Source organism: Vibrio sp. 10N.261.55.F4 (genome assembly GCF_041470465.1).
In the GTDB taxonomy this organism is placed as follows: Bacteria; Pseudomonadota; Gammaproteobacteria; order Enterobacterales; family Vibrionaceae; genus Vibrio; species Vibrio crassostreae_C.
The window spans coordinates 1-25,443 of sequence record NZ_JBFRMM010000037.1 but is presented as its reverse complement, the minus strand read 5'-3'; the positions used below and the strand labels follow the sequence as shown (position 1 = coordinate 25,443).

Genomic DNA, 25,443 nt, shown 5'->3' with positions numbered 1-25,443 from the left:
GGAGGTATCGATGGATATCAAAAGCTTACTGAACCAAGCACTTAAATCAGATCTCGTAAAACAAGGTACTCAGAAACTTTCACAAGGGTCTTCAAGTTTAAGTGGCCTTTCTCAAGGCAGCAATGGCAAGAGTAATAGTAAAAGTACACTCGGAGCCTTCGGTGCAGGCGCAGTTGGCGGCGGACTGTTAGGTGCGTTAATGGGCTCTAAGAAAACCAAGAAAATGGGTAAGAAAGCCGCTGGTATTGGTGGCGCAGCAGCACTCGGCGCTCTTGCTTACAAGGTCTATAACGACTACCAGTCTAAACAAGGCCAGACACCTAACGCCGAACAGGCTCAGTTTGATGAAAATGATGCAAACCACAGCGTGCTGATTCTACGATCGATGATTGCCGCGTCTAAAGCTGATGGCCATGTTGATGAAGAAGAGATGGCTAAGATAGAGCAAGCCGTCGAGAATATGGGCGCTGATTATCAACTGACTAAATTGGTCTCTGAAGAACTGCATAAGCCACTCGACCCAAGCGAAATCGCTCAACTGGCAACGTCACCTCAACAGGCGAGTGAGATCTACTTAGCCTCTTTGATTGTGGCCGACGAACAGAATTTCATGGAAAAGGCGTACCTGAAAGAGCTCGCGAAACAGCTCAATCTTGCTGATGAAGTCACCTATCAACTTGAACAACAAGTCTCTGGCTAATCGGCAAGTACCAAACGAAGCCGTAAAGAACGGCCTAAGCAGCGAGCTAACCAAGTGAGATATTGAGCAAGGACAAACTAACTCTGAACTTAATCAGATCCACTTTGTTTTTGCTTATCTCTATGTGTATATTGAGATCAGTTATCATTTGGTTAGGTATAAAAATGAAAGTATACGATTGTTGTGATTTGGTGCGTGAACTGTATTCTCAAATTGGCAGTGGCGACCAAGGCTATATCCCTAAAGCGATCACCTGCGCGGTAAAAACATTGAATGACCTTGCTGCAGATGAATCTCTTCCTAAAGAAGCGCGTGAGCGTGCAGCCTTTGCCGCTGCAAACCTGCTGATCTCAGATTTCGAGGACTAATATGAACCTCGCTAATTTTGAAAAAATGGATCCTGTAATGTTGATGAGTATCGTCAACATGAAGCTACGTGACGACTTCGGTGGTGATTTGGATCGAGTGGTCAACTTCTACGAGATCGACAAAGCAGCATTGATCGCAAAGCTCGCGTCTGCTGGTTTTGAGTATCTTCCAGAAGCTAAACAGTTTCGATAGTCGTTAAAAAATCTTCCTATTTAAAGGCCAACCTCTGTGTTGGTCTTTTTTTTGGTGATACGTAACAAGCAAACACGCAGCAAACCCATTATAAATTATCTGTATGCACCTATACTTTTATATCTTAGAGTCAACGAACGCGCCTTGAACCAAAGCGTATTGTTGTATAGGCTACCTAAACTAGCATATAAAACTCATCACTCAACTTGATGATAGTGAAGGATTAACAATGAAAAGACTCGGACTTTTAGCCGTTATCGCAGCCGCACTCACCGCAGGTTGCGCTTCAAATACTCAGCAAGACAACTTTCGCGAAGCCTCTTTTGAGCTGTGTAATACTGAAGTCGATATTTACTCTGTAAGCCATGATGAACGAGTTCGTATCGTCTGTTCTGATGGCTCTAAATTCGCTCTGAAAAGCGAAGACACACTAGAAGTGATGCGTGACATCAATATCGACTACTGTGACGGCGAAGGCTTAGGAAAATTCAACGAGAGCCGCCATTATTACTCATTCAAGTGTAAGTCTGGCACCCTGCTTAGTATCAGAAAGTAGAACCAACATAAGAAAACCACAAAGGGTTGATGTGCAAACATCAGCCCTTTTTAGTACCGCCTTTCTGCATTCTCAGATAACCCAACTCCATACCGACAGATACCAAAAAGGCCCCTAACAAGGAGCCCTTCAAATCGTACTTTCAATCAAATAGCTTAAGTTCAAGGAACAGGCGCGGAGTTTTCAGCACCTTTCCCTAAAACAAAAGAGACTCAATGAGCCCCTTTAAAAGTATTTTTCAAAGTAGTCGTTTGAAATTCTAGGAGAGCACGCGGAGCTTACGGATGTAAGTGAGCATGCTCGACAACGAAGTTCAAATTACTACGAAGAAAAATTAAGCGTAAACCGGTAGACGCTTACAGATATTTAGTACTTTTGCTTTAGTCGCTTCGATAACAGACTCATCACCCATGTTATCTAGGATGTCACAGATCCAACCTGCTAGCTCTTTCGCGTCTGCTTCTGAGAAACCGCGACGAGTGATAGAAGGAGAACCGATACGGATACCTGAAGTAACGAATGGGCTACGTGGGTCGTTTGGTACTGAGTTCTTGTTTACAGTGATGTTTGCTGCACCTAGTGCTGCATCTGCTTCTTTACCTGTGATGTCTTTGTTGATTAGGTCAACTAGGAACAGGTGGTTCTCTGTAGAACCTGAAACGATGTTGTAACCACGAGCTAGGAATTCAGCAACCATTGCTTTTGCGTTAGCAACAACGCGTGCTTGGTATTCTTTGAACTCTGGCTCTAGAGCTTCTTTGAACGCTACTGCTTTACCAGCGATAACGTGCATTAGAGGACCACCTTGGCCGCCTGGGAATACTGCTGAGTTCAGCTTCTTGTAAAGATCTTCGCCTTCGTTAGAAAGGATTAGACCACCACGAGGACCCGCAAGCGTTTTGTGCGTCGTTGTAGTTACTACGTGAGCGTGTGGCACTGGGTTCGGGTAAACGCCTGCAGCGATTAGACCTGCTACGTGAGCCATATCTACGAACAGGTAAGCACCTACTTTGTCAGCGATTTCACGCATGCGCTTCCAATCACAGATTTGAGAGTAAGCAGAGAAACCACCGATGATCATCTTAGGCTTGTTCTCGATAGCCAGCTTTTCCATCTCTTCGTAATCGATTTGACCCGCTTCATCGATACCGTAAGGGATGATGTTGTAAAGCTTACCAGAGAAGTTTACTGGAGAACCGTGAGTTAGGTGACCACCGTGTGCTAGGCTCATACCTAGAACCGTATCGCCTGCATTTAGTAGTGCCATGTATACAGCGTTATTTGCTTGAGAACCTGAGTGAGGCTGTACGTTTGCGTACTCTGCACCAAATAGTTCACATGCACGTTCAATTGCTAGAGTTTCAACTTTGTCTACGTACTCACAACCACCGTAGTAACGCTTGCCTGGGTAGCCTTCAGCGTATTTGTTTGTTAGCTGAGAACCTTGAGCTTCCATTACACGTGGGCTTGTGTAGTTTTCTGAAGCGATAAGTTCGATATGCTCTTCCTGACGAAGAGTTTCTTCTTGGATAGCTGCGAATAGATCCGCATCGTAATCAGCAATGTTCATGTCACGCTTAAGCATCTGTATCTCCTGACTCAGATTGTACTGAAAGTTTCAAAAAAACCACACAACGACCGAAAGCAAACGTTTCCGTCACCGTTTTGATGTGACGCATTCTACATAATTTGATCTAGGTCATAAAGAGCTAATTGCAATTTTATCATGCAGTTTTTTCATAATCACAAATAAGATTCATCATGGTTATTTGGCTTATCCAACCAAAGATGGCGCTTACTGTCAATTTTACGCTTTACACCCTGTAAAACGCAGATTACATAGGTTTACCTTAATTTTGCCCCTCAAGCTACCGAAAGCTAAGGTTTTTCTCTACTATGCACGCCTTTATTGGTTAGGTAATTATAAAAACGATGGAAAAACACTCACGTAAAGAAGATTGGGTAGCGATTCTCACTGGCACGTTTTTAGTGGCGTTAGGCGTCTTCTTTTTACAGTCAGCGAACCTGCTTACCGGGGGCACTACTGGCTTGGCTCTGCTTTTGAGTCAATTCTTGCCTGTAACCTTTGGTATTTTGTACTTTGTTGCCAATTGTCCATTCTATTTATTAGCATGGAAACGATTCGGCCGTAGCTTTGCTATTAGCAGTGCGATTTCTGGTGCTTTAGTATCTGTGTTTGCCGATCATTTATACTTAGTTATCTCGCTAGAAGTTCATAACGAGATCTATTGTGCTGTTGCCGGCGGCTTATTAATGGGCTTAGGTATGCTAATCCTATTCCGTCACCGCTCAAGTCTGGGTGGCTTCAACGTACTGTGCTTGTTTATCCAAGACCGCTACGGTATCTCGGTAGGTAAAACACAAATGGGTATTGATGCATGTATTCTGTTTGCATCGTTCTTCTTCGTGTCACCTTGGGTGATTGCCGTTTCTGTATTAGGCACCGCAGTATTGAACATCGTATTGGCAATGAACCACAAACCAACTCGCTACTCGGTGAATTACGCGTCTTAGAGTTCATTACCTGCTCTGTCGTTGCTGGCACTCGATGCTCAAACTTCTCGCAAGTAGACTCGAGGCACGATATTCCAGCCATCACTAAAACAAAAAGGCTTTGGGGAGCACTCCAAAGCCTTTGTAGAAGCCCAATCCTTTAAGGGGAATAAGAATCAAGCTTCTTAAAATGAAACAAGGTTAACCTTCAATCAAGAGAATACGAGTCTCGTAAGGACGTAAGACTTGATGATGTAATGCAACTGAAGTGTTCTCTTGTTGATAGTTAGACAACAGACTCTTCGCCTTAGTCATATCAAAACGTTCCGGTAAAACGCACTCCGCCTCTTCACCATAATAGTTGTTAATACACAGCAAGGTTTGCCCTTCGTTCTCACGTGCATATGCAAAAATGGATGAGTGATCAGGCAATAGATCTTGATAGCTGCCATCTGTAATCACTGGCACTTGTTTACGTAACTCAATCAAACTCTTATAGAAATAGAAAACAGAGTCTTTGTCTTCCAGTGCTTGCTCAGCGTTAATCCCAGGGTAATTATTCGCTACATCAAGCCATGGCTGAGCTTGTGAGAACCCTGCGTAAGGCTCACTGTTCCATTGCATTGGTGTACGAGAGTTATCACGAGACTTCTGCGCCAAAATCGCCATCATATCTTGATGAGCCACACCATCACGGTTCACCATGATGTCGTACATATTGGTACTCTCAACATCACGATACTGGCTGATGTCAGTATAGCCAGGGTTGGTCATGCCAATCTCTTCACCTTGATAGATATAAGGCGTGCCTTGCATCATGTGCACAGAAGCAGCCAACATCTTGGCCGACTCAACACGATATTGCTGATCATCACCTAAGCGGCTCACGACTCGCGGTTGGTCGTGGTTACACCAAAACAATGCGCCCCAGCCCTTGCCGTTCAAACCCGTTTGCCAATGATTGAAGATCGACTTGAGCTGCAAGAAATCAAACGGCGCATTAGTCCACTTCTCACCATTGGTGTAATCCACCTTAAGGTGGTGGAAGTTAAACACCATCGATAACTCGCTGTTATCAATGTTTGAGTACTGTTGGCAATGCTCGAGTGTCGTTGAAGACATCTCGCCTACTGTCACGCTGCCGTATTTCTGGAATACCGCTTCGCTGATCTCTTTCAGGTATTCGTGCACTCGTGGGCCATCAGTGTAAAAACGACGACCATCACCGATATCATCATTGGGGAAGTCTTGCTGTTTCGAAATCAGGTTGATCACGTCCAAGCGGAAACCATCAACGCCCTTCTCAGCCCAGAAGCTAATGACGTCTTTCACTTCTTCGCGTACAACCGGGTTCTCCCAGTTAAGGTCGGCTTGCTCTTTCGCGAATAGGTGTAGGAAATACTGACCCGTCGCTTCATCCATTTCCCATGCATTACCACCGAACTTAGACTGCCAGTTGGTTGGTGCTTGGCCGTTTACAGGATCTTTCCATATGTAGTAGTCGCGGTATGGGCTGTTTTTATCACCCAATGCTGACTGAAACCACGCATGTTCTGTTGAGGTGTGGTTTACCACGATATCCATCACGATACGAATACCACGTTGGTGCGCTTCAGCCAGCAATAGGTCGAAATCTTCCATGGTGCCGAATTGCGGGTTAATCGCGTAGTAATCTGAAATATCGTAGCCGTTATCGATCATTGGGGATGCGTAAACTGGGGTTAACCAAATGGCATCCACACTCAAGTGTTTAAGATAATCCAGTTTTGAAATGATCCCTTTGATATCGCCAGTACCTTTACTGCCACTGTCACAAAAGCTCTTTGGGTAGATTTGATAGATGGTTGCGGTTTTCCACCAACTTTCATCATGCTCAGTCATCGCCATCTCTAACACTCACTTACCAGAAAATATAAAATAAAAATCACCATGTGAATCATGGTCGAATAGCCGTTATAACTAAAAGAAAAAGCTATAACTAAGAGAAAAAGCGATGGCTCACTTTGGAGTCATCGCTTATTAAATGCATTACGCGTTGGCGGTTTCTAGTTCGCCTTTCATCTGTGCTCGTTTATAGAAGAACAGTGTTAACGTGACGGGTAGTACAATCGCCACCAGCATCGCAATTAAGTAAACAGACCAATATTGCGGTTGAATCGATAAGATGCCTGGCAAGCCACCAACACCGATACCATTCGCCATCACTCCTGCACTACCACAGATAGCAGCCGCAGCGGCACTGCCGATCATTGCGCTCAGCATTGGGAATTTGTATTTAAGGTTGATGCCGTACATCGCTGGCTCTGTTACACCTAAGTAAGCAGAGATTGCAGCTGGAACCGAGATATCTCGTTCGCCTTCGCGTTTGCTTAAGATGATGATGCCAACAACCGCTGAAGCTTGTGCAATATTTGATAGCGCAATCAAAGGCCAGATTGGTGTGCCGCCTAAGTCTTGCATCAGTTGTAGGTCGACGGCATTGGTTGTGTGGTGAATACCTGTAATAACCAAAGGTGCGTATAGGAAGCCAAAGACTACTGAACCAAGAATCGCAAAGTCACCCGTCATTGCCGCTTTAGCCGCGAATGCCACGCCATCGCCTAACATACGGCCAAATGGGCCAATGAAAGCGTGCGCTAGAATCACAGACAAAATAATCGATACGAACGGCACGACAACAAGGTACAGGTAAGAAGGAACAATACGCTTAAGGTTGGTCTCGATGAAGGCCAGAGCCACACCCGCTAACATCGCAGGGATCACCTGAGCCTGATAACCAACTTTCTCTATCACGAACAAGCCAAAGTCCCACACTTCAGGTACCGATTTACCTATCATGTAAGCGTTCATCAATTGCGGGGAAACCAAGGTCACACCGAGCGTGATGCCTAAAATAGGGGTTCCGCCGAGCTTCTTAACCGTTGCCCAACACACACCAACCGGAAGGAAGAAGAAAATAGCTTCGCCGATCAACCATAAGAAAGAGTGAACGGTTGCCCAGAATTGACTGATTTCAACGAGGGTTTTGCCGTCGAACATGCGAATGTCGCCAATCACATTACGGAAACCAAGAATCAAACCACCTGTAATGATGGCAGGCAGCAGTGGTACGAAAATTTCGGCTAAATGGGAGATACCACGCTCAAGGAAGTTCATGTTTTGACGAGCAGCCAGCTTCGCCTCATCTTTTGATGATGCCTCTTTACCTGTCTGTTCAATCAGAAGTGCGTACACTTCATCAACTTCAGTGCCAATCACAACTTGGAATTGGCCTGCATTAGTAAAACAGCCTTTTACTAGCTTCAGTTTTTCGAGTTCAGCTTTGTTGGCCTGCTCTGTATCGTTCAATACAAAACGCAGTCGAGTCAGACAGTGGCTGACACTCGCAATGTTTTCTTTACCACCGACTAACTCGATAAGACGCGCAACGTCTTGCTTCGCTATCTTACTCATACTACCCCACCCTGGTTTCATTCAATTACTCATCTAAACCATGCAAGCTATAATCACTCAGACTTAGATTTATGGGAACATTCCCAATTACGGTTATTATAATGCCCGTATGAATGATAAATTAAAATGGGAACAATCCCATTAATTGAAAGAGATCACACTCTAATTTTAATCTAAGCGGTTCAATTTCGCTTAATTGAGTGGATTATAGAATCGGAGATTGAGTGTGATGAGAGATCTCTGAATTGCCTAAAAGCTGAGAGATCAATAGATTAGCAGCCAGCTTACCTGCAGATTGGTAACCAGGATCAATGCTAAATACTCGTGGGAATAAGAAAGAGAGAAGATCATTGCCACCAACGCCGGTGACGACCACATCTTCACGTTGTAGTTCTTGCAGACGCTTGATTACACCAAGAGCCAGCGTATCACTGGCACAAACGATCGCTTGAGTCGCGGGAGTTAACACCTCATCCACCAGCTGATAAGCACTTTCGTGATGAAGTTGACCAGTACGATAGTTTGCCACTGAACCTGTGTTTTCACACCAATCGAGATAAGCCTTAAGACGCAGTTCACCGGTTGATTTATCACTAGGATCAACCCCGATAAAGCCAACGTCAGAGATCCCTTGATCCGATAAATGCACCAACGCACTATTGATCACCTGTTGGTTATCATAGTTAATCGACGTCACGTTCTCGGTATCCAGAGCAATCACCACCGCTTTGTGTTCCCAAGCTTCGATTGCCGGAATATCGCAGTCAGTAAAACCAAATACAATAATGCCATCAACGTTACGACGCTTTAGAACTTGCAGGTGCTCATTGGCTTTATCTCTATCAAGTTGGCTTTCCATGATCACGACATCGTAATCCGCTCGATACAACTCGGCCAGCATCGTGCTAACGGCTTTGTTTTCAGAGGGAGAGTCCAAACGAGAGATAATCACGCCGATGACTTTTTGGCTGCCACCGCGCATCGATTGCGCAGACTTTGAAGGCGTGTACCCAGATTCTTGAATTACTCTTTCTACCCTTTCACGGGTTTCAGGTTTCACTTTTGGATCATTGGTCAGAACGCGTGATACGGTTGACTTACCAACACCGGACAGCTTTGCAATATCAAGAATAGTGAGTTTTTTGCTCATAAAAAGTCTAACGTTAAAGAGAAGAGAAGAAAAAGTGAGGGTAGATTCCCTCACTTAACTGTTTGTAAATACTAGCAGTTCTTACTATGACTTACTTTTGGCAATTTCGATAGACTACGCGACCAAGTTCTAGACGCGCATTGTCACCTTTCGTGCGCAAAGTGATGCTGTTAATCATCTCTGAAGTGCCATCATCTAAGATGTATTTGGTTCCTGAGCCCGCTGGAACTTGAGTCAGGCGGTATTCATTATCAGGCAAGCGTAGTACCGCTTTTTCATTATCAAGGTAAGACACATCAAACGAGACGTCAGACTCACATTGATAAGTCGCGAATTGATCATTCGATGTTGCGCTATCAGTCTCAGGGGCTGCTGATTTAGAGCACCCAACCAATGCTACTGTACATAGAGATGCTACCAACATAGCTTTCATACTTCGTTCCTCATCTTTATATAGTCAACGACACTTAGCCTATTCACAGGTTCGAACAAACCTAATGTAAGTGCCTAATGATAGGTCCATACCTTAGTGATAAATAAAACGTTTAGCCTTTTAAGAAAGCGGGTACGTCTTTAATGCTATCAAGTACCACGCTAGCCAACGCTTCACCTTTTTCAGTGATGGGTTTACCCGTTCTTACCAAGACTTTAGTACCAACACCTGCTGCTTCTGCAGCCATCATGTCTTCCGCTTTATCGCCGATCATGACCGAGTTAGCCATATCAATCTTCAGAAAGTCACGAGCAGAAATGAACATGCCTGGCTTTGGCTTACGACATTCACAATCTTGCTTGTAGTCACCAATACCGTGCTCAGCGTGGTGAGGACAGTAATAAATGCCATCGAGCTCGACACCATTATCAACAAAGTTCCAATCCATCCACTGCGTTAAAGAAAGAAAACGGTCTTCACTAAACATGCCGCGAGCAATACCAGATTGGTTGGTCACTAGCACCAATAAATAACCCATATCTTTAAACGCTTTCGCCGCTTCAAACACACCATCGATGTATTCAAAGTCATGCTCATCATGTACGTAGCCGTGATCAACGTTAATCACTCCATCACGATCTAAAAAAACAGCAGGTTTAGACAAAATTTTGTTCTCTATCAACTCTCTATTAATCATTAATTATTACACGCTTTATTTGCTTCATCACTATCTATTTAGTTTTGCGTTCGTTAACGATTTGTTTCTAGCTTAGCCATACAATCGACGTTTAGCCGTCTAGACGTAAAAATATCTATTGACTTAGATCATAGAACACCATAGCATCGTCTGTAAATCGAGCGAGCTATCGACATATTATTCTGTTCTACCTGCACGGGTTTCTCTATGATTAAAGTGAATCAAGTCAATAAGGTTTTTTATCAAGGCACTAAAGAAATCAATGCCTTAATTGATATCAACCTCCACATTCCTCAAGGTCAAATCTTTGGAGTCATCGGCTCTTCAGGTGCAGGCAAAAGTACCCTAATCCGCTGTGTAAATATGTTGGAAGCCCCGACTTCGGGTGAAGTGATTGTTGATGGTATCGACCTAACAAAACTCAGCAAATCAGAGCTTAGCGAAGCGCGCCGTAACATCGGCATGATATTCCAGCACTTCAACCTGCTGTCTTCTCGTACTGTATTTAACAATGTAGCACTGCCTCTAGAACTTGCTGGTAAAGATAAAGCGATTATTGAAGCGAAAGTCAGCGAGTTACTTGAACTGGTTGGCCTTGCTGATAAGCGTGACACCTACCCGGCAAACCTAAGTGGTGGTCAAAAGCAGCGTGTGGCGATTGCTCGCGCACTGGCCTCTGACCCGAAAGTACTGCTATGTGATGAAGCCACCAGCGCATTGGATCCAGCAACAACTCAATCTATCCTTGAGCTGCTGCGTGAAATCAACCGCAAGCTGAACATCACTATCCTGCTTATTACACACGAGATGGATGTGGTTAAAAGCATTTGTCACGAGGTTGCGATCATTGGCGGCGGTGAATTGGTAGAGAAAGGTACAGTCGGTGACATCTTTGCTCATCCGAAGACAGAGCTAGCGCATCAGTTTATTCGCTCAACGTTGGATCTGACGATCCCTGAAGATTACCAAGCACGTTTGCAAGAGACTCGCGTAAACAGCAGCTACCCGCTGGTGCGTCTTGAGTTTACTGGTGCAACGGTTGATGCTCCGCTAATGACGCAAATCGCACGTAAATTCAATATCGATGTCAGCATCTTAAGTTCTGACCTTGATTACGCCGGTGGCGTGAAGTTCGGCATGATGGTCGCTGAACTGTTCGGTAATGAAGCAGATGATAATGCTGCTATCCAATTCCTACGCGACAACAATGTAAAAGTAGAGGTGCTTGGTTATGTCCTTTAGTTTCAACGAGATTGCTGACTGGATCAGCCTTAACGGTAACCTTCTATTAGGCGCAACAGGCGAAACGCTTTACATGGTTGCTGTTGCAGGCATTGTTGGCTTCGCGGTCGGTATTCCACTAGGCGTGATTCTGCATACGACTAAAAAAGGTGGCCTGTTAGAGAACACCAAAGTAAACAAGATTCTAGGTGCGATTGTGAACGTGGGTCGTTCAGTACCTTTCTTAGTTTTGATGGTTGCGATTATTCCACTGACTAAGATGCTGATTGGTACCTTCATCGGTACAACAGCAGCGATTGTTCCACTGACGATTGGCGCTATCCCATTCGTGGCTCGACTTATCGAAAGTGCACTACTTGAAGTACCAACAGGTCTAGTGGAAGCGGCCCAATCAATGGGCGCAACACCAACACAAATCATCAATAAGGTTCTGCTTCCAGAAGCACTACCGACTATCATCAACTCAGTAACGATTACGCTAGTGACTCTGGTGAGCTACTCAGCAATGGCCGGTACTGTAGGCGGTGGTGGCCTAGGTGATGTCGCGATTCGTTACGGATTCCACCGCTACGATGTGACCATCATGGCTGTGACAGTAGTGATGTTGATTGTGCTGGTACAAATTATTCAATCAATCGGTGATTCATTAGTTCGCCGTGTTGACCACAGATAAAGACTCACACATAAAGAGTAGAGTCGTCTGAACCTAATTAAATAGATTTATTAAAAGGAGATTATTATGAAATTTAACCTTAAAGGTTTACTAACTATCGCAGCAGCAGCTTCAGCGCTAGTTCTAGCAGGTTGTGGCGATAAAGAAGTGGATACTTCTAAAGTAAAAGTTGGCGTAATGGCAGGTGCAGAAGCGCAAGTTGCTGAAGTGGCAGCTAAAGTAGCGAAAGAGAAATACGGCCTAGACGTTGAACTGGTTACTTTCACGGATTACGTAACACCAAACGCAGCTCTAGATGATGGTTCTATCGACATCAACGCATTCCAACACGCACCGTACCTAGATCAGCAAGTGGCTGACCGTGGCTACAAGCTAACTATCGCTGGTAACACGTTTGTTTACCCAATTGCGGGTTACTCTAAAGAAGTGAAATCGGTAGACGAAATCCAAGACGGTGCTCGTATTGCTGTACCAAACGACCCTACAAACCTAGGTCGCTCTCTACTTCTTCTTGAGCAACAAGGTCTTCTTGAACTTCGTGAAGGCGCAGGTCTTCTAGCTACAGTTCGTGACATCGTAGGTAACCCTAAGAACCTAACGATTGTTGAACTAGACGCAGCTCAACTGCCACGTTCTCTTGATGATGTTGCTCTATCTATCATCAACACAACTTACGCGAGCTCTATCAACCTGACTCCACAAAAAGATGGCGTATTCGTTGAAGACAAAGATTCTCCTTACGTAAACCTAATCGTTTCTCGTGAAGACAACCTAAACGCTGAAAACGTACAAAACTTCGTTAAAGCTTACCAAACTGAAGAAGTGTACAACGCAGCTTCTGACATCTTCCAAGGTGGCGTCGTTAAAGGTTGGTAATCAACTAAACGACAGAGGGGCTGACATAACGTCAGCCCCTTTTTTAATGATAAAGATTTGCTAGAAAGTAAAGCATCTCAGATTTAAGCGAAACAAAGTCGATTACTTCAGGTGATCCCAAGAGATGTTTGACACCAATCGGCAGTCATCACACTTGAAATAGAAAATATCGTGGATAGGCGCATCTAGCAGCCATTCACCACCACATTGCGGGCATTTGCGCTCTTTTTCATCTTTCAGGCTGATCCCACCGACACGGTATAAGTAGTAGTAGGTTGGAACCTTAGTCAGATACTCAATGCGCCCTCTTAGACCCCAACCGCGTTTAAACAGCACACTCTTCGTGTCACTGATCTCGGTTAGCGTTGCATGTTCCGCGCGACAACCACCACCCATTTGTACTTCATCACAGGCTTGCCATTCGGTCTGCCATTTCAACACGGCTTTATGGTCGCCATTGAAGGTAGGTGGATTGCGATACAAAGGGATTGGTAGCAAGCTATCGCCACTACGCAGCGGTGAACAGGTGTGCACGAATGTCGTGTATAACACCTGCCAGCTTGGTGTTTCATCTTCTGCCACTTCTTCTGAGTTCAGATCTCGACCTAGCAAACGCATTTTAGGCGCTAGTAGGCTCGCGTTAGACAAGCGATCAAAACACACTTTCACAAAGTCTGAGTGATTACGCGGGTGCAAGCTATCTTGCTCCGGGCACACAACGCGAACATAGAATTCACCATCGCCCATCACGATTGGGAACTCACGACCTAACACTTGTCCGTTATAACGAAGTGCATCCATTAAGCCATTAACCGCCTTGTCGACAGCGCTTACCGTTGTGTTATCAAAACACTCAAATTGAAGTTCTAGTACGTACATCTATTTATACCGCTGGTTGTAGCTTTTCTAAAAATTCTGCCAATGTCTCGGCGAGCACATCACGATTTTTGGTACCTAAGCGCTCCAAAATCACGTTACCCGTTAGGTTACAGATAGAGATAACATCCAGCTCAGCATCGGTCGCGGCAATGAAAACCGTTGGTTTTAGCTTCAAGCGACGCTGAGTTACTAGGTGACCCAAAATGTTTTCTTGTAGGCATTCGAAGTCTTCATCACTCCAAATCTGTAACAGAGTCAATTCGTTACCATCGAAAGTTGCGTTCATATCTGCGCTGAATTGTGCGCCGTAGAAAGTTTTGATGTCTTCATGCAGAGTCAACTCAATACCGGTTTCAACGTTGGTGAAATCCGCGAATTGCTCACGTGGATAGTGCTTCCACAACACGGCATCGCCACTCTTTTCTTCTACGCATGGCGATACGATGTCCACCAACTCCTCATTACGAGGTAAGCTTTGGTGTTTCTGCTGCCACGCGTCAACGTATCGCTGACTAAAAGAAAGTAGTGCGTCTTGAGCACGTTGAGTCATGAAAATCTCCTAAACACAAAATAATAAATAGAATCCGAGCCCTTTCCGCGCCGATTAAGCGATGACTTAATGACAGGGTAAGGGGGATTCAGTAAAATCGACCCCATTCTAATCGAATTTGAAACGAAAGTATGAGCAAATATTCTGACGCAAAAGAGCTAGCGGGTTTAACCCTTGGCCAAAAAACTGAGTACTCTAACCAATACGATGCAAGTTTATTGCAACCAGTGCCTCGTAGCCTTAATCGCGATGATCTTGCGCTAAACGGCGAGCTGCCTTTTGTTGGTCATGATATTTGGACGATGTACGAGCTTTCGTGGCTAAACACCAATGGTCTACCACAAGTGGCTGTCGGTGAAGTTTTCATCCCAGCAACCAGCCCAAATTTAATTGAATCAAAATCTTTCAAGTTGTACCTGAACAGCTACAACCAGACTCAATTTGAAAACTGGGATCAAGTAACCGAGCGCCTGACCCAAGATTTGTCGGCATGTGCAGGCGAAACGGTGATTGTGAATGTAAACTCAGTAACCGACTACACTAACCAACCTATCGTGACGATGGAAGGTGACTGTATCGACAACCAAGACATCCAAATCACTAGCTACGACTTTGAAGCGTCGCTGCTTGAAGGCGCTGCTGGCGAACAAGACGTTGAAGAAACACTGCACAGCCACCTATTGAAGTCGAACTGTTTGATCACCAATCAACCGGATTGGGGCAGCGTTGAGATCGCATATTCTGGTAAGCAAATTGACCGTGAAGCTCTGCTACGCTATTTAGTTTCTTTCCGTGAGCACAATGAATTCCACGAACAATGTGTTGAGCGTATCTTCACTGACATCATGAAATACTGTGCACCTTCGAAGCTAACTGTGTTCGCACGTTACACACGTCGTGGTGGTCTGGATATCAACCCATACCGTTCAACAGAGCAAGATAGACCAAGCCACAATAAGCGTATGGCTCGCCAATAATCAGGCGAGAACCACCCACACTTATTTGAACCTACCAAATCTTTAAAGGGACATTGAAATGCGTTGGTTATACGTTGTTAGTCTATTTATTTTAAGCTTAAGCACATCGGTCAATGCGTCGGTTTATTCGTCGGCGCTACTCAATGAAGCCAATAATTTGGTTGAGATCGAGCCGAGCCAAGCAAAACAAATGGCCAACAGCTACCTAACGCTGCGTGTCCTTTCTGATCAACGCGAGAAAAGCCCTTCAGCTATTTCTCGCGAAGAGACAGACTCCTCGATTCGAACACCAAACAGCAGTATCGATGCGTATAAGATCTTAGCCAAAGCGGAATACAACCTTGGCAATATGCGTATTGCGATTCAGCACATCGACAAAGCCTCCGAGCTAGCGCAAACCTATAAGCTTGATTACCTAAAAATAGATCTTCAGATCCTAAAAGTTCGCTTACTTTGGCTGAGTGATAGAAAATCAGCCAAAGCAAAATCAGAGCTCACTAACATTGAAACAAATCTAGAGTCGGTGAATAAAACCTTACGCTTAACGGAAGGCATTACCTATCGCTTGATCATGTTGAAAGCCGACATCGCCTCTTACGACAACAAGATCGATGAAGCCGAAAAGTTCTATCAAGAAGCCAAAACCTATCTCGATCAACGTTACTCTGAAAAAGTCACCATCGACTACCATATCTCCGTCGGCGAGTTTTATCTGACTCACAAAGAGTACAACCACGCGTTATCCGAGTTGTTGTATGGCTACTGGAAATCAGTAGAGGGTAATCTAAGTTCACGTTTGGCCAAGGTCAACCGCCTACTTGCGCAGCTTTTCTTTGAGCGCCAAGTGTTGGATAAAGCGTTAGAACACCTATCTCAAGCCGCTGATTTCTATGACAACTTTGAAAACTCGCCTGTCTTAGCACAAGTGCTTAAGAAAATGGGGGATGTGTACTTCTATCAAGGGAAATATAACCTTGCCTTGGTACACTTCTTCAACGTTCTTGATCACGAAAGCACTGACCGAGATATCCACCAAGTCATTGATATCCGACTAAGTCTATCGGCGACCTACTTACGCCTTTATAACTACCCTCTAGCAGAACAGTACCTAACCCGTGCCCTTGAGCTGCTGGAATATACCGACATTCCAAAGCTGGAAGGCCGTGCTGCACTGTTATCTGCAGGGTTAGCGTATCACCTACAAGAAAGCGAAGACGTGATAAAGCATGCGACACGTGCACTTGAGATCTCACGCCAGATAGAGAACATGCGCCTTTCACAACGCTCGTACTACTTACTTTCTTTGGGTTATGAACAGGCAGGTCGTCCACAGCAAGCATTGGCAAACCTCAAGCAATACAACAGCCTTGTCTCTCTAGAGCAGCAAAAACTCAACCGTGTTGGCGAAGACGCGTTCCGTCAACAGAAAGAATTTGCCGAACAAACCCTGCACTACGCAGGCCAAGCGCAAGAGCTAGAGCAATACAAACTGGAGCATCGTAAGTTCCAAAAAATATCGTTCGCCCTATTCCTGTTCAGCATTGTCTTGTTCTTCTTTGTTCTGCGCCGTGGCTATCTCATTCAAACCTTAGCCAAAGAAGTGGACTCACTGCGCACCGACCTATTTACGCACTCACGTTCAAAGCTTCCGAACTTAAGAATGCTCAATGCGAAGCTCTCTAACTCGCTGGAACAAACCAGCCAGACCTTCGAACAGTGGCAACTTGGCGAATTGATTCATGAGCCACTCAACGACCGCTTACGCTTCGTGATGATTGATTTACCGTTCTTACGCAATATGTACACGCAGAACGGTTACAAAGCCGGTTTAGAACTGGAAGACGCTTTCGGTGAATTCCTAAAATCTAAGCTTGAAGGCCCAGCTCGTGTCTACCACTTCTCGGATGCGAACCTGCTTTATATCGAGCCAAACGCGGACCGTGATTTGTCGCCTGAGGACATGTTCAGAAAGATTCAGTCTTGGGTGAATGACTTCGAAACAGAGCGAAACATCAACCGAACGGTCCGTATGGGCATCGCTGACTACCCATTCTTGCCACGCGCTTACACCGCAATTAACGATCAAGAGCTGCTCGACGTATTGTTGATGTCGACCAATCTCGCCCGTGAGATCAGTCTCAAAGAGCGCAGTAGCCAATGGGTCTATCTAAAAGCTATCGATAATGCACCAGCAGCGAGCCTTGCAACTGGTAACATAAGAGAAGCGTGTAAACATGCGATTAATCAAGGGTTAATAAAAATACAATCCTCGTACCAGAATGAGGACAACATCAAAAAAATGCTAAAAGATGACTGATTTGCGAGCGGTTAAGAGCAGCAAGTCGTGACCTTATTTTTAGTTTTGTTATTATCGATGTAACGGAATTTCATCAAAATGATCGAGATCGGTCTACGCGGCGCTAATAAATACATCTATGGGCATTCTTGAAAAAGACATTCAGGCGCAACTCCACCAGCTGAAATCTCAGTTGGAGCAGGTCCGTTTGACGCAAAGAGACACCTCGTTCAAGTTTATTAGAGAACAGAAAGTTCTAAAGCGTATCGTCACGTCTTTAAGTGATGCATGTGTTGGTAGTAACAGCCATTTAGATGAAAACCTCATTGCCCTTAGGGAAGAGCTAGAAAAGCAAAAAGACATTAGCTCAATGATCCCAAAACTGGCAGTATTAGAAAGGATGCTTAAGCAGAAAACGTTGGCTATGGATAAACAGAACGGGTATCTGGACGATAGCATTAAGCACAGTGGGGAAACGCTGCAGCGCATAACTGGCCTTCCAGCACAGCTCAAACGCGACCTACGAAACTTACTTAGCTTCTCCGAATGCAATGGCAGTCAGAAAGTCGACCACGCCATGAAACTTCTCGGTATTTATGAGCGTGCCATAAAGATTATGGCGAATAACTCACGCACCCATTTTGCTGACGCTGCGCACTCTCCGGAACAAGAGCTCCTTTCCGACCTATCAAACGAACTACAACATCTGATCACTGAACTCGACTTCGAGGGTGAATCGGGTGATCTGCTTACCGATATTCGAGCGAAGCTGCTGCTTGGTGTTTCCACACAAAACCTACTTGAGCTAACACTTCAGATCCTCAAACTGGTTATTGAAGGCACCAACCTAGAACGTAAGAAGTCTGAACAATTCATCGATCAGCTTAATTCTTCTTTAGCGTCCAGCATCAAAACGGCAGACCAAAATGCCGACCAGAGCCAGAGCTACTTTGAGCACCGACAAGGTCTAAACTCTGAGTTAAATGAACTAGTCACTAGAAGCCAAAGCTCGGTAGATAAAGCGAAAGATATTGATAGTTTAAAGCTGTCGATTAATCCGCTACTCAGTGAAATCGCCTCTCTTTCGGAAAGGCTGAACCACGCAGAGCAAAAAGAACAAGCTCTGATAGAGAGAATGAGTTACGGAAAGACTCAGTTAGATTCACTCTATGAAGTGACGCAAGATTACCGTAAGCGCTTGGAAGATCAGGCTCAGCGTATGCTGCTTGATCCTCTAACCAAGGTTTACAATCGCACTGCCTTTACTGATCGCTTAGAGCTTGAGTATCGCCGCTGGATCCGCGCGCAACACTCGCTACGCGTAGTACTGCTCGACATCGACAACTTCAAAGCAATTAACGATAGCTTTGGTTACACCGCGGGCGACAAAGCACTCAAGATCATCGCAAGAACTATTACCAAAGAAGCAGGCACCACCGATACTGTGGCACGTTTTTCAGGTGAAGAGTTTGTGTTATTGCTGCCAGAGCAAACCGATGAATATTGCCATCAGGTGATTCAGAACATTCAAACTCAAGTAAGCCGCCTGCCCTTTAAATTCCGTGACCAGCAAATCACGATCACTTTATGCGCGGCAAGTACTCAGTTTAAAGAGTCAGATACACCTGAAGAAGTGCTAGAGCGACTCAATAAGACTCTAAATAAAGCAAAACAACGCGGTACCAACCAACTTGTTTGGCACTAGGCCAGCCCTAGATTTAATTTATTTCATTTTTTCAAATACTTATCACATACCATTTCCCTCAATGTTTGCTAAGCTAATGATTAACATTCGCTTAACAAGCATTCATGGCAAGCAACGCTGTCGTATCCGTTTCGTCTGGTTAACTCTCTCCTACCTTTAACCAAACACTTTCAACGTTTGCTTCTCACTCTCGAGCCAGAGGGTCACTTCAACGTCCCCTGCTCTTTTCAACAAGGAGGCACTATGATCACTCATATCAGCCCTGCCGGTAGCATGGATTTACTCTCTCAACTTGAGGTTGAGCGTCTTAAGAAAACCGCGTCTAGTGATCTATACCAACTGTATCGTAACTGTACGTTAGCGGTACTCAACTCAGGTAGCCACACCGACAACTCCAAAGAGCTACTCGACAAGTATCAATCGTTTGATGTTGAGGTAGTGCGACGTGAGCGTGGTATCAAACTCGAGCTGAGCAACCCACCAGAGCATGCCTTTGTCGATGGTGAGATCATCAAGGGTATCCAAGAACACCTATTTTCAGTGCTGCGTGACATTGTTTACGTCAACATGCACCTCGCAGATAACCAAAGGCTCAACCTGACTAATGCCACTCACATTACCAACCTCGTATTTGGTATTCTGAGGAATGCAGGCGCACTTACGCCGGGCATCGAGCCTAACCTGATCGTGTGTTGGGGTGGTCACTCAATTAATGCCACTGAATACCAGTACACTCGCGAAGTGGGTAATGAACTGGGCCTACGTGAGCTGAACATCTGTACCGGTTGTGGACCGGGTGCAATGGAAGGCCCAATGAAAGGGGCTGCCATTGGTCACGCGAAGCAGCGTTACACCGATCATCGTTATCTTGGGCTTACCGAGCCTTCGATCATTGCGGCTGAGCCACCAAACCCAATCGTGAACGAACTGGTGATCATGCCAGATATTGAGAAGCGTCTTGAGGCGTTTGTTCGTATGGCGCATGGCATCATCATTTTCCCAGGCGGCCCCGGCACGGCGGAAGAGCTGCTGTACATCTTAGGGATCATGATGCACCCGAATAACGCCGAACAACCAATGCCGATTGTGTTAACGGGCTCGAAAGAGAGTGAGGCTTACTTCCGCTCAATCGATAAGTTCATTGGGGAAACTCTAGGGCCTGATGCGCAGAAACATTACGAGATCGTGATTGATGACCCAGCACGCGCTGCGAAAATCATGAAACAAGCGATGCCAGATGTGCGTTCTCACCGTAAAGAGACCGGTGATGCCTACAGCTACAACTGGTCACTGCATATTGAGCCTGAGTTCCAACTGCCATTCGACCCAACACACGAATCTATGGCGGCGCTTGATCTTCATATGGACCAAAAAACAGAAAGCCTAGCCGCTAATTTACGTAAAGCGTTCTCAGGCATTGTGGCTGGTAACGTCAAAGCAGAGGGTATTCTGGAGATCGAGAAGCACGGCCCATTCCTAATTGATGGCGACAAAGAGCTAATGACCAAGATGGACCAACTGCTGAATGACTTTGTTGAGCAACATCGAATGAAGTTACCGGGAGGGACCGACTACGTGCCTTGCTATAAAATCGCCTCACGTGATTAAGGCGTTTACGTTACCAACGTTTCAACTCACCAAGTGATACGTTACTATAAGGGGCTAGCAGCCCCTTTTTTATTGCCTATTTAGTGGAAACTTATGTCTATCCATCTTGTTATTATCGATGCCTTAAACCTCATCCGACGCGTGCACTCTGTTCAGCCGGATCCAACCGATATAGCAAGAACCATTACCACCACAATTCGCACTCTCAATAAGATTCTGAATGAATCAAAGCCCACCCACATCATCGCGGTATTTGATCACCATTTACAAGACCGTGGCTGGCGCGCAGATGTGCTTCCTGCTTATAAGCAGAATCGTAAACCGATGCCAGAACCATTGATGAAAGGCCTTGATGCTATTCAACAAGCTTGGTGGGAGTTAGGCATTGATTCACTGCTGTCTGATGGCGATGAAGCGGATGATCTCGTCGCAACACTGGCAAAGAAAGTGGCTGACCACGGAGAAACCGTCACCATCGTCTCGACGGATAAGGGCTACTGCCAACTGTTGTCACCAACGCTTCAGATCCGAGATTACTTCCAGCACCGCTGGTTAGATAAACCCTTTATCGAAGCTGAGTTTGGCGTTAAACCTGAACAACTGGCGGATTACTGGGGATTAACGGGCGTAAGCTCAAGCCAAGTACCGGGCATCCCAGGTATCGGGCCAAAAGCAGCCAAAGAGATATTGACCACTTACCCAGATATCGAAGCGGCCTATCAAGCAGAAGATCTGCCGAAAAAATATCGTAAGAAGTTCGACGAACACATCGAATCCGCTCGTGTATGTAAGCAAGTATCGGCACTCAAAACCGATATTGATTTAGGGTTCAACCTGCAAGATATTCGTTACGAAGCAAACGCTTAAGTCGCTGTGACTCGATAATATTGATACAAAAAATGCCCCTTAAAGGAGCATTTTTTATCACTGACACACTAACGTAAATATTAGTGCGGTGAGATGTTTGAAAGCGCCTGAATATGAACCGTGATCTCTTCGCGATCGTGGTAAAGGTGCTTAGCCTGCATCTTAAACTTCACTTTGTTCTCAATCAGGAACACTTTTAGGTTCTCGATATCTTGCAGTACTTCATCGTAACGGCCTTTCATAGGCAGTTTAAGGTTGAACAGTGCTTCTTTCGCCCAGCCTTTGATGATCCACTCACCCATAAGGTGAGCAACACGAGCTGGCTTCTCAACCATGTCACAGATAATCCAAGTTACGTTCTTACGGTCTGGTTCAAACTTAAAGCCATCCACCATGTGGTGCTTAATTTGACCTGTTTCCATTAGGCTGTCTGCCATCATGCCGTTATCAACACAGTGAACGAACATCGAGCGCTTAACCAATTGGTAAGTCCAACCACCTGGACATGCACCTAAATCAACACCCCACATACCTGGAGCTAAACGCTCGTCCCACTCATCACGAGGGATGAATACGTGGAATGCTTCTTCTAGCTTCAATGTAGAACGGCTTGGCGCATCTGATGGGAACTTCAGACGAGGGATACCCATAAAGAACTGGGAGTTGTTCGTTGGGTAAGAGTAACCAACAAAACAGTGGCCCGGAGCGATGAAGCATAAATGAAGCACAGGCTTCTTAGCGTTATCTTTCGCTGTCATCAGGCCTTTACCACGCATCGCTTGACGCATCGGCACGGTAAATTTACGGCAGAACTTCAAAAGCTCTTTTGCTTCGTTAGTATCTGGCGTTTCAATACGGATATCACCACAACGAGGGAAACCTTCTTTCTCAGAAAGCGCCTCAAGAATTGGAGAAATACGGTCATCGGTTGGCAGGTCTTTAATTTCAACAGCCACTGCCAACATTTGACGAGCAAAGATCAGTGATTGGAAATCGATCTCTTTGATCAACTTGTCCGCTTCACCTGCTTGGTAACATTCAAACAATACAAAACCTGTATTGTTCTTTAGGCGAGGAAAACCAAACACTTCCAGTTGTGTTGCCTTGTCTTGAATTTCGCCAGCACATTCTTTTTCAAAACCAGAGCGACAATAAAGTAGTACGTGTTTCACTGAGTTACCTCTTTTATATTCAAAGCAGCGAAGGAGAAGACTCCCCAACCAATGATAAATAGTAGACCACCAAACGGAGTGATAGGGCCAAACCATTTTATTCCTGTCAGTGCCAAGCCATAAAGGCTGCCACTAAAACAAAGGATGCCGATGATAAAGCAAATTGCCGCAATGAAAAAATATTTTTGTGATTTAGCGCCAAGTTTCATCTGCAGCAGAGCGCCACACGCCAATATCGCTAGAGTATGGATAAATTGGTACTGAACACCCGTCTCAAACACGCCTAGCAGATATTCAGACAAGATAGCTTTCAAACCGTGAGCTGCAAAGGCGCCAAGCATCACAGCAACCGCACCAGAGATGCCAGCAAACGTGAGTAAATACTTACTTCTCATTGAGTACCTCTTTGATAAACGCTGATAACTTCTCAACGGTTAACGCAATATTCTGCTGCTCGGTGTAACCAGAACTCTTACGAGGTTTAAAGCTGTGGTCGCCATCGGGAATAAATTCAACACGAATAGAATCAGACAGATCAAAATCAGCAAACTCTTCACGCTTACCAAAGGTATCGCGCTCACCTTGTAAAATGAGGCATGGCTTTGCTAACTCAGCCAGATGCTCACCTTTGTATTTCTCGGGTTTACCTGGTGGGTGGAAAGGAAAGCCTAAACACGCCATTGCGGCCACCTTATCAAGTTCAGACAAATGGCTCGCCATACGCCCTCCCATCGACTTACCACCAATCACAAGCTTATCGGCATCAACCTGCTCAATAATCTCTTGATAGGCTTCAAGTAGCTTAGGCGCTCTGTCAGGTGGACGACGCTTACCATCTTCAGCACGTTTAATCATGTAAGGGAAGTTGAAACGAATCACTCGCATCCCTTTAAAGGCTAACCCTTTGGCTACCGACTGCATGAACTCATGCTCCATGCCTGCGCCAGCACCATGGGCAAAGATAAAGGTGATGGGATTGTCTTCACCATCAATGATGACGTTATTCATCGAGTAAGTCCTCTTGTTCACTTTGCGCTTTCGCTAGCATCCAGTCGCGGAAGGTAGCAATACGACCCATGTCGGCTTGTTTCTCATGACAAACCACATAGAAGGCGTTCTTACTCACCAACACTTCATCAAAAGGCGCAATCAAACGACCCGCTTCGATTTCAGGCTGCGCCAACACGTTGTTACCCAGAGCAATGCCCTGGCCGTGAGCCGCTGCCTGCAGCACCATGGTTGAGTGACTGAAGATAGGGCCGTGATTAACGTTTACCCCATCGATGCCATTTTGCTTAGCGAACTGTTTCCAATCCTTTCGAGAAGTATCATGCAATAGCGTATGACATGCTAAATCACTGAGAGATTCTAATGGTTTTACTCCTAGCAGCACGGAAGGTGAGCAAAGAGGGATCAAGTATTCTTGGTAAAGCTTATCGGCTCTAAGCCCCGACCAATTACCTCGGCCATAATAGATAGCGACGTCTACATCATCGGTTAGCGAGCCTTCATCCATATCAACGGCTTTGATTCTTACATCAATATCAGGCTCTTGCTGATTAAAGTCAGCGAGCCTTGGTACCAACCATTGAATAGCAAAACTCGGCGGTAAACTGATGGTCAATGCGCCCTTCTCACTTCGCTCCAGCACTTTGTCTGTCGCTTCTGCTAGTGATGTGAAAATATCTTTGATATCTAAGAAGTAGCTTTGACCTTCTTCAGTTAGCAGCAAAGAGCGGTTTCTTCGGCGAAACAGCTTCAAAGATAAGAATTCTTCAAGCGCTTTGATCTGATGACTGACTGCCGCTTGAGTAACAAACAACTCTTCTGCAGCACGCGTAAAACTCAAGTGTCGAGCTGCAGCTTCAAACACTCTTAGTGAGTTTAATGGGGGTAATCGACGAGACATAGTTACTCTCTAAATAAGCATTAGTTTTTTTTATCTGAAACATTATAATTTGTCCATTGCCTAGCAGCCAGAGAAATTCTATATTTCATCCCGCAGCAGCTAGCCTGAACGGCTTGATTCTCTCTAGAATCAATTGGCTTAGCTCCTGCGATGTTGTGTTTGCAAACTCGTTCTTTTCGAGTTGGGTAGAGTTCTACCAAATGTTTTGTTGCAGTTTATACTGAAACGAGGCATGTACTTCCTGTATTTATTTTGACCTGTCTGTCAAATTTGTTTACACCGCCTTATGGGCGGTGTTTTTTTATGTGCAAAGAAATGTAACAACAAGTTTATCAATAGCTGTGCTAATTAATCTTTATTATTTTTCATCGCCAATCACAGAATCAGACACCCACTCAAATAATCAACTGAACACATACAAATAGCACCATTGAGTTGCACTAAAAAGTAACAGAATACTTCAAGATACTCACACTTCTTCGGTACTTATAAACCCGTTTAGAACACACTCTTTCTATCAATCAAAAATTTCAAAGCTGAGCATGACGATAGCACGCCCAAACTCACGCCTCTGTCTGACTACTGTAAATCATTCACAATAGAAAATAAAAAAGGTTCATCGCGG

25 protein-coding genes are annotated in these 25,443 nt (G+C 45.0%); 13 read left to right on the top strand and 12 right to left on the bottom strand.

Translation table 11 applies throughout. The features are described 5' to 3' along the window. The first annotated feature begins 10 nt into the window (after positions 1 to 10). The 4 genes from AB4249_RS17480 (at position 11) to AB4249_RS17465 (ending at position 1,817) form a co-directional block, all read left to right on the top strand. Entirely contained in the window at positions 11 to 700 is a 690-nt protein-coding gene (locus AB4249_RS17480; protein WP_372104153.1) for a tellurite resistance TerB family protein, read from the top strand. A gap of 164 nt (positions 701 to 864) precedes the next feature. After that, the gene (locus tag AB4249_RS17475) at positions 865 to 1,068 is read left to right on the top strand and encodes a YaeP family protein (protein ID WP_008222923.1); all 204 of its coding nucleotides are present in this window, start codon (positions 865 to 867) and stop codon (positions 1,066 to 1,068) included. Between the two features lies 1 nt (position 1,069). Beyond that, a complete protein-coding gene (locus tag AB4249_RS17470) occupies positions 1,070 to 1,261 on the top strand; it encodes a DUF4250 domain-containing protein (protein WP_004738555.1) in 192 nt (63 codons plus the stop codon). Positions 1,262 to 1,490: 229 nt separating this feature from the next. Next, positions 1,491 to 1,817, top strand: a complete 327-nt coding sequence (locus AB4249_RS17465; protein WP_372104151.1) for a hypothetical protein — start codon at positions 1,491 to 1,493, stop codon at positions 1,815 to 1,817. A gap of 334 nt (positions 1,818 to 2,151) precedes the next feature. On the opposite strand, the gene glyA is transcribed toward AB4249_RS17465, so the two are convergent. Beyond that, positions 2,152 to 3,402: a serine hydroxymethyltransferase gene (glyA, locus tag AB4249_RS17460; protein ID WP_017072002.1), complete on the bottom strand. Its 1,251-nt coding sequence runs from the start codon at positions 3,400 to 3,402 to the stop codon at positions 2,152 to 2,154. Positions 3,403 to 3,749: 347 nt separating this feature from the next. Between glyA and AB4249_RS17455 the strand changes: the two genes are divergently transcribed. Continuing rightward, positions 3,750 to 4,352 carry a YitT family protein gene (locus tag AB4249_RS17455; protein ID WP_017060757.1) on the top strand — a complete coding sequence of 201 codons (603 nt, stop codon included), beginning with the start codon at positions 3,750 to 3,752 and terminating at the stop codon, positions 4,350 to 4,352. Between the two features lie 180 nt (positions 4,353 to 4,532). Here AB4249_RS17455 and treC read toward each other — a convergent pair whose 3' ends face one another. The 5 genes from treC to gmhB all read right to left on the bottom strand — a co-directional run bounded on the left by treC (position 4,533) and on the right by gmhB (position 10,064). Beyond that, positions 4,533 to 6,218: an alpha,alpha-phosphotrehalase gene (treC, locus tag AB4249_RS17450; protein WP_372104148.1), complete on the bottom strand. Its 1,686-nt coding sequence runs from the start codon at positions 6,216 to 6,218 to the stop codon at positions 4,533 to 4,535. Positions 6,219 to 6,359: 141 nt separating this feature from the next. Continuing rightward, the gene (treB, locus tag AB4249_RS17445) at positions 6,360 to 7,784 is read right to left on the bottom strand and encodes a PTS trehalose transporter subunit IIBC (RefSeq protein ID WP_017069492.1); all 1,425 of its coding nucleotides are present in this window, start codon (positions 7,782 to 7,784) and stop codon (positions 6,360 to 6,362) included. 205 nt (positions 7,785 to 7,989) lie between these two features. Further along, a complete protein-coding gene (gene treR / locus AB4249_RS17440; protein WP_017060760.1) occupies positions 7,990 to 8,934 on the bottom strand; it encodes a trehalose operon repressor TreR in 945 nt (314 codons plus the stop codon). A gap of 91 nt (positions 8,935 to 9,025) precedes the next feature. Next, entirely contained in the window at positions 9,026 to 9,367 is a 342-nt protein-coding gene (locus tag AB4249_RS17435) for an MliC family protein (protein WP_017060761.1), read from the bottom strand. A 112-nt stretch (positions 9,368 to 9,479) separates the two neighbouring features. Then, complete coding sequence (gene gmhB / locus AB4249_RS17430) at positions 9,480 to 10,064, bottom strand: D-glycero-beta-D-manno-heptose 1,7-bisphosphate 7-phosphatase (RefSeq protein WP_017060762.1); 585 nt, start codon at positions 10,062 to 10,064, stop codon at positions 9,480 to 9,482. Between the two features lie 207 nt (positions 10,065 to 10,271). On the opposite strand from gmhB, the gene metN reads away from it, so the two are divergent. From metN to AB4249_RS17415, 3 genes are all read left to right on the top strand, one after another. Then, the gene (gene metN, locus AB4249_RS17425; RefSeq protein ID WP_017060763.1) at positions 10,272 to 11,306 is read left to right on the top strand and encodes a methionine ABC transporter ATP-binding protein MetN; all 1,035 of its coding nucleotides are present in this window, start codon (positions 10,272 to 10,274) and stop codon (positions 11,304 to 11,306) included. Continuing rightward, a complete protein-coding gene (locus AB4249_RS17420; protein ID WP_017060764.1) occupies positions 11,296 to 11,979 on the top strand; it encodes a methionine ABC transporter permease in 684 nt (227 codons plus the stop codon). The genes metN and AB4249_RS17420 overlap by 11 nt, the downstream gene beginning before the upstream one ends. Positions 11,980 to 12,045: 66 nt before the next feature. Continuing rightward, a complete protein-coding gene (locus tag AB4249_RS17415) occupies positions 12,046 to 12,855 on the top strand; it encodes a MetQ/NlpA family lipoprotein (protein WP_017060765.1) in 810 nt (269 codons plus the stop codon). A gap of 102 nt (positions 12,856 to 12,957) precedes the next feature. Here AB4249_RS17415 and AB4249_RS17410 read toward each other — a convergent pair whose 3' ends face one another. Both AB4249_RS17410 and syd read right to left on the bottom strand, forming a co-directional pair. Then, complete coding sequence (locus tag AB4249_RS17410) at positions 12,958 to 13,734, bottom strand: Zn-ribbon-containing protein (RefSeq protein WP_017060766.1); 777 nt, start codon at positions 13,732 to 13,734, stop codon at positions 12,958 to 12,960. 4 nt (positions 13,735 to 13,738) lie between these two features. After that, positions 13,739 to 14,284, bottom strand: a complete 546-nt coding sequence (gene syd, locus AB4249_RS17405) for a SecY-interacting protein (RefSeq protein WP_050633962.1) — start codon at positions 14,282 to 14,284, stop codon at positions 13,739 to 13,741. Between the two features lie 131 nt (positions 14,285 to 14,415). On the opposite strand from syd, the gene queF reads away from it, so the two are divergent. From queF to xni, 5 genes are all read left to right on the top strand, one after another. Then, on the top strand, positions 14,416 to 15,261 hold the full coding sequence (gene queF, locus AB4249_RS17400; protein WP_017060768.1) for an NADPH-dependent 7-cyano-7-deazaguanine reductase QueF: 846 nt from the start codon (positions 14,416 to 14,418) through the stop codon (positions 15,259 to 15,261). 58 nt (positions 15,262 to 15,319) lie between these two features. After that, entirely contained in the window at positions 15,320 to 17,578 is a 2,259-nt protein-coding gene (locus AB4249_RS17395; RefSeq protein ID WP_017071997.1) for a tetratricopeptide repeat protein, read from the top strand. A gap of 118 nt (positions 17,579 to 17,696) precedes the next feature. Continuing rightward, positions 17,697 to 19,262: a GGDEF domain-containing protein gene (locus AB4249_RS17390; protein ID WP_017069497.1), complete on the top strand. Its 1,566-nt coding sequence runs from the start codon at positions 17,697 to 17,699 to the stop codon at positions 19,260 to 19,262. Between the two features lie 243 nt (positions 19,263 to 19,505). After that, entirely contained in the window at positions 19,506 to 20,870 is a 1,365-nt protein-coding gene (gene ppnN / locus AB4249_RS17385) for a nucleotide 5'-monophosphate nucleosidase PpnN (protein ID WP_372083585.1), read from the top strand. Positions 20,871 to 20,963: 93 nt separating this feature from the next. Continuing rightward, positions 20,964 to 21,737, top strand: a complete 774-nt coding sequence (xni, locus tag AB4249_RS17380; RefSeq protein ID WP_017069498.1) for a flap endonuclease Xni — start codon at positions 20,964 to 20,966, stop codon at positions 21,735 to 21,737. Between the two features lie 80 nt (positions 21,738 to 21,817). Here the strand turns inward: xni and rlmM are convergent, their stop codons facing one another. Genes rlmM through AB4249_RS17360 form a run of 4 tightly spaced genes read right to left on the bottom strand, consistent with a single transcriptional unit; the run spans position 21,818 to position 24,818 of the window. After that, on the bottom strand, positions 21,818 to 22,909 hold the full coding sequence (gene rlmM / locus AB4249_RS17375; protein WP_017070491.1) for a 23S rRNA (cytidine(2498)-2'-O)-methyltransferase RlmM: 1,092 nt from the start codon (positions 22,907 to 22,909) through the stop codon (positions 21,818 to 21,820). Beyond that, complete coding sequence (locus AB4249_RS17370; RefSeq protein ID WP_102319950.1) at positions 22,906 to 23,304, bottom strand: DUF423 domain-containing protein; 399 nt, start codon at positions 23,302 to 23,304, stop codon at positions 22,906 to 22,908. Before AB4249_RS17370 ends, rlmM begins: the two co-directional genes overlap by 4 nt. Continuing rightward, positions 23,294 to 23,917 carry an alpha/beta fold hydrolase gene (locus tag AB4249_RS17365; protein WP_372104144.1) on the bottom strand — a complete coding sequence of 208 codons (624 nt, stop codon included), beginning with the start codon at positions 23,915 to 23,917 and terminating at the stop codon, positions 23,294 to 23,296. The genes AB4249_RS17370 and AB4249_RS17365 overlap by 11 nt, the downstream gene beginning before the upstream one ends. Further along, positions 23,910 to 24,818: a transcriptional regulator GcvA gene (locus tag AB4249_RS17360; RefSeq protein ID WP_012604639.1), complete on the bottom strand. Its 909-nt coding sequence runs from the start codon at positions 24,816 to 24,818 to the stop codon at positions 23,910 to 23,912. Before AB4249_RS17360 ends, AB4249_RS17365 begins: the two co-directional genes overlap by 8 nt. Positions 24,819 to 25,443: the final 625 nt, after the last annotated feature.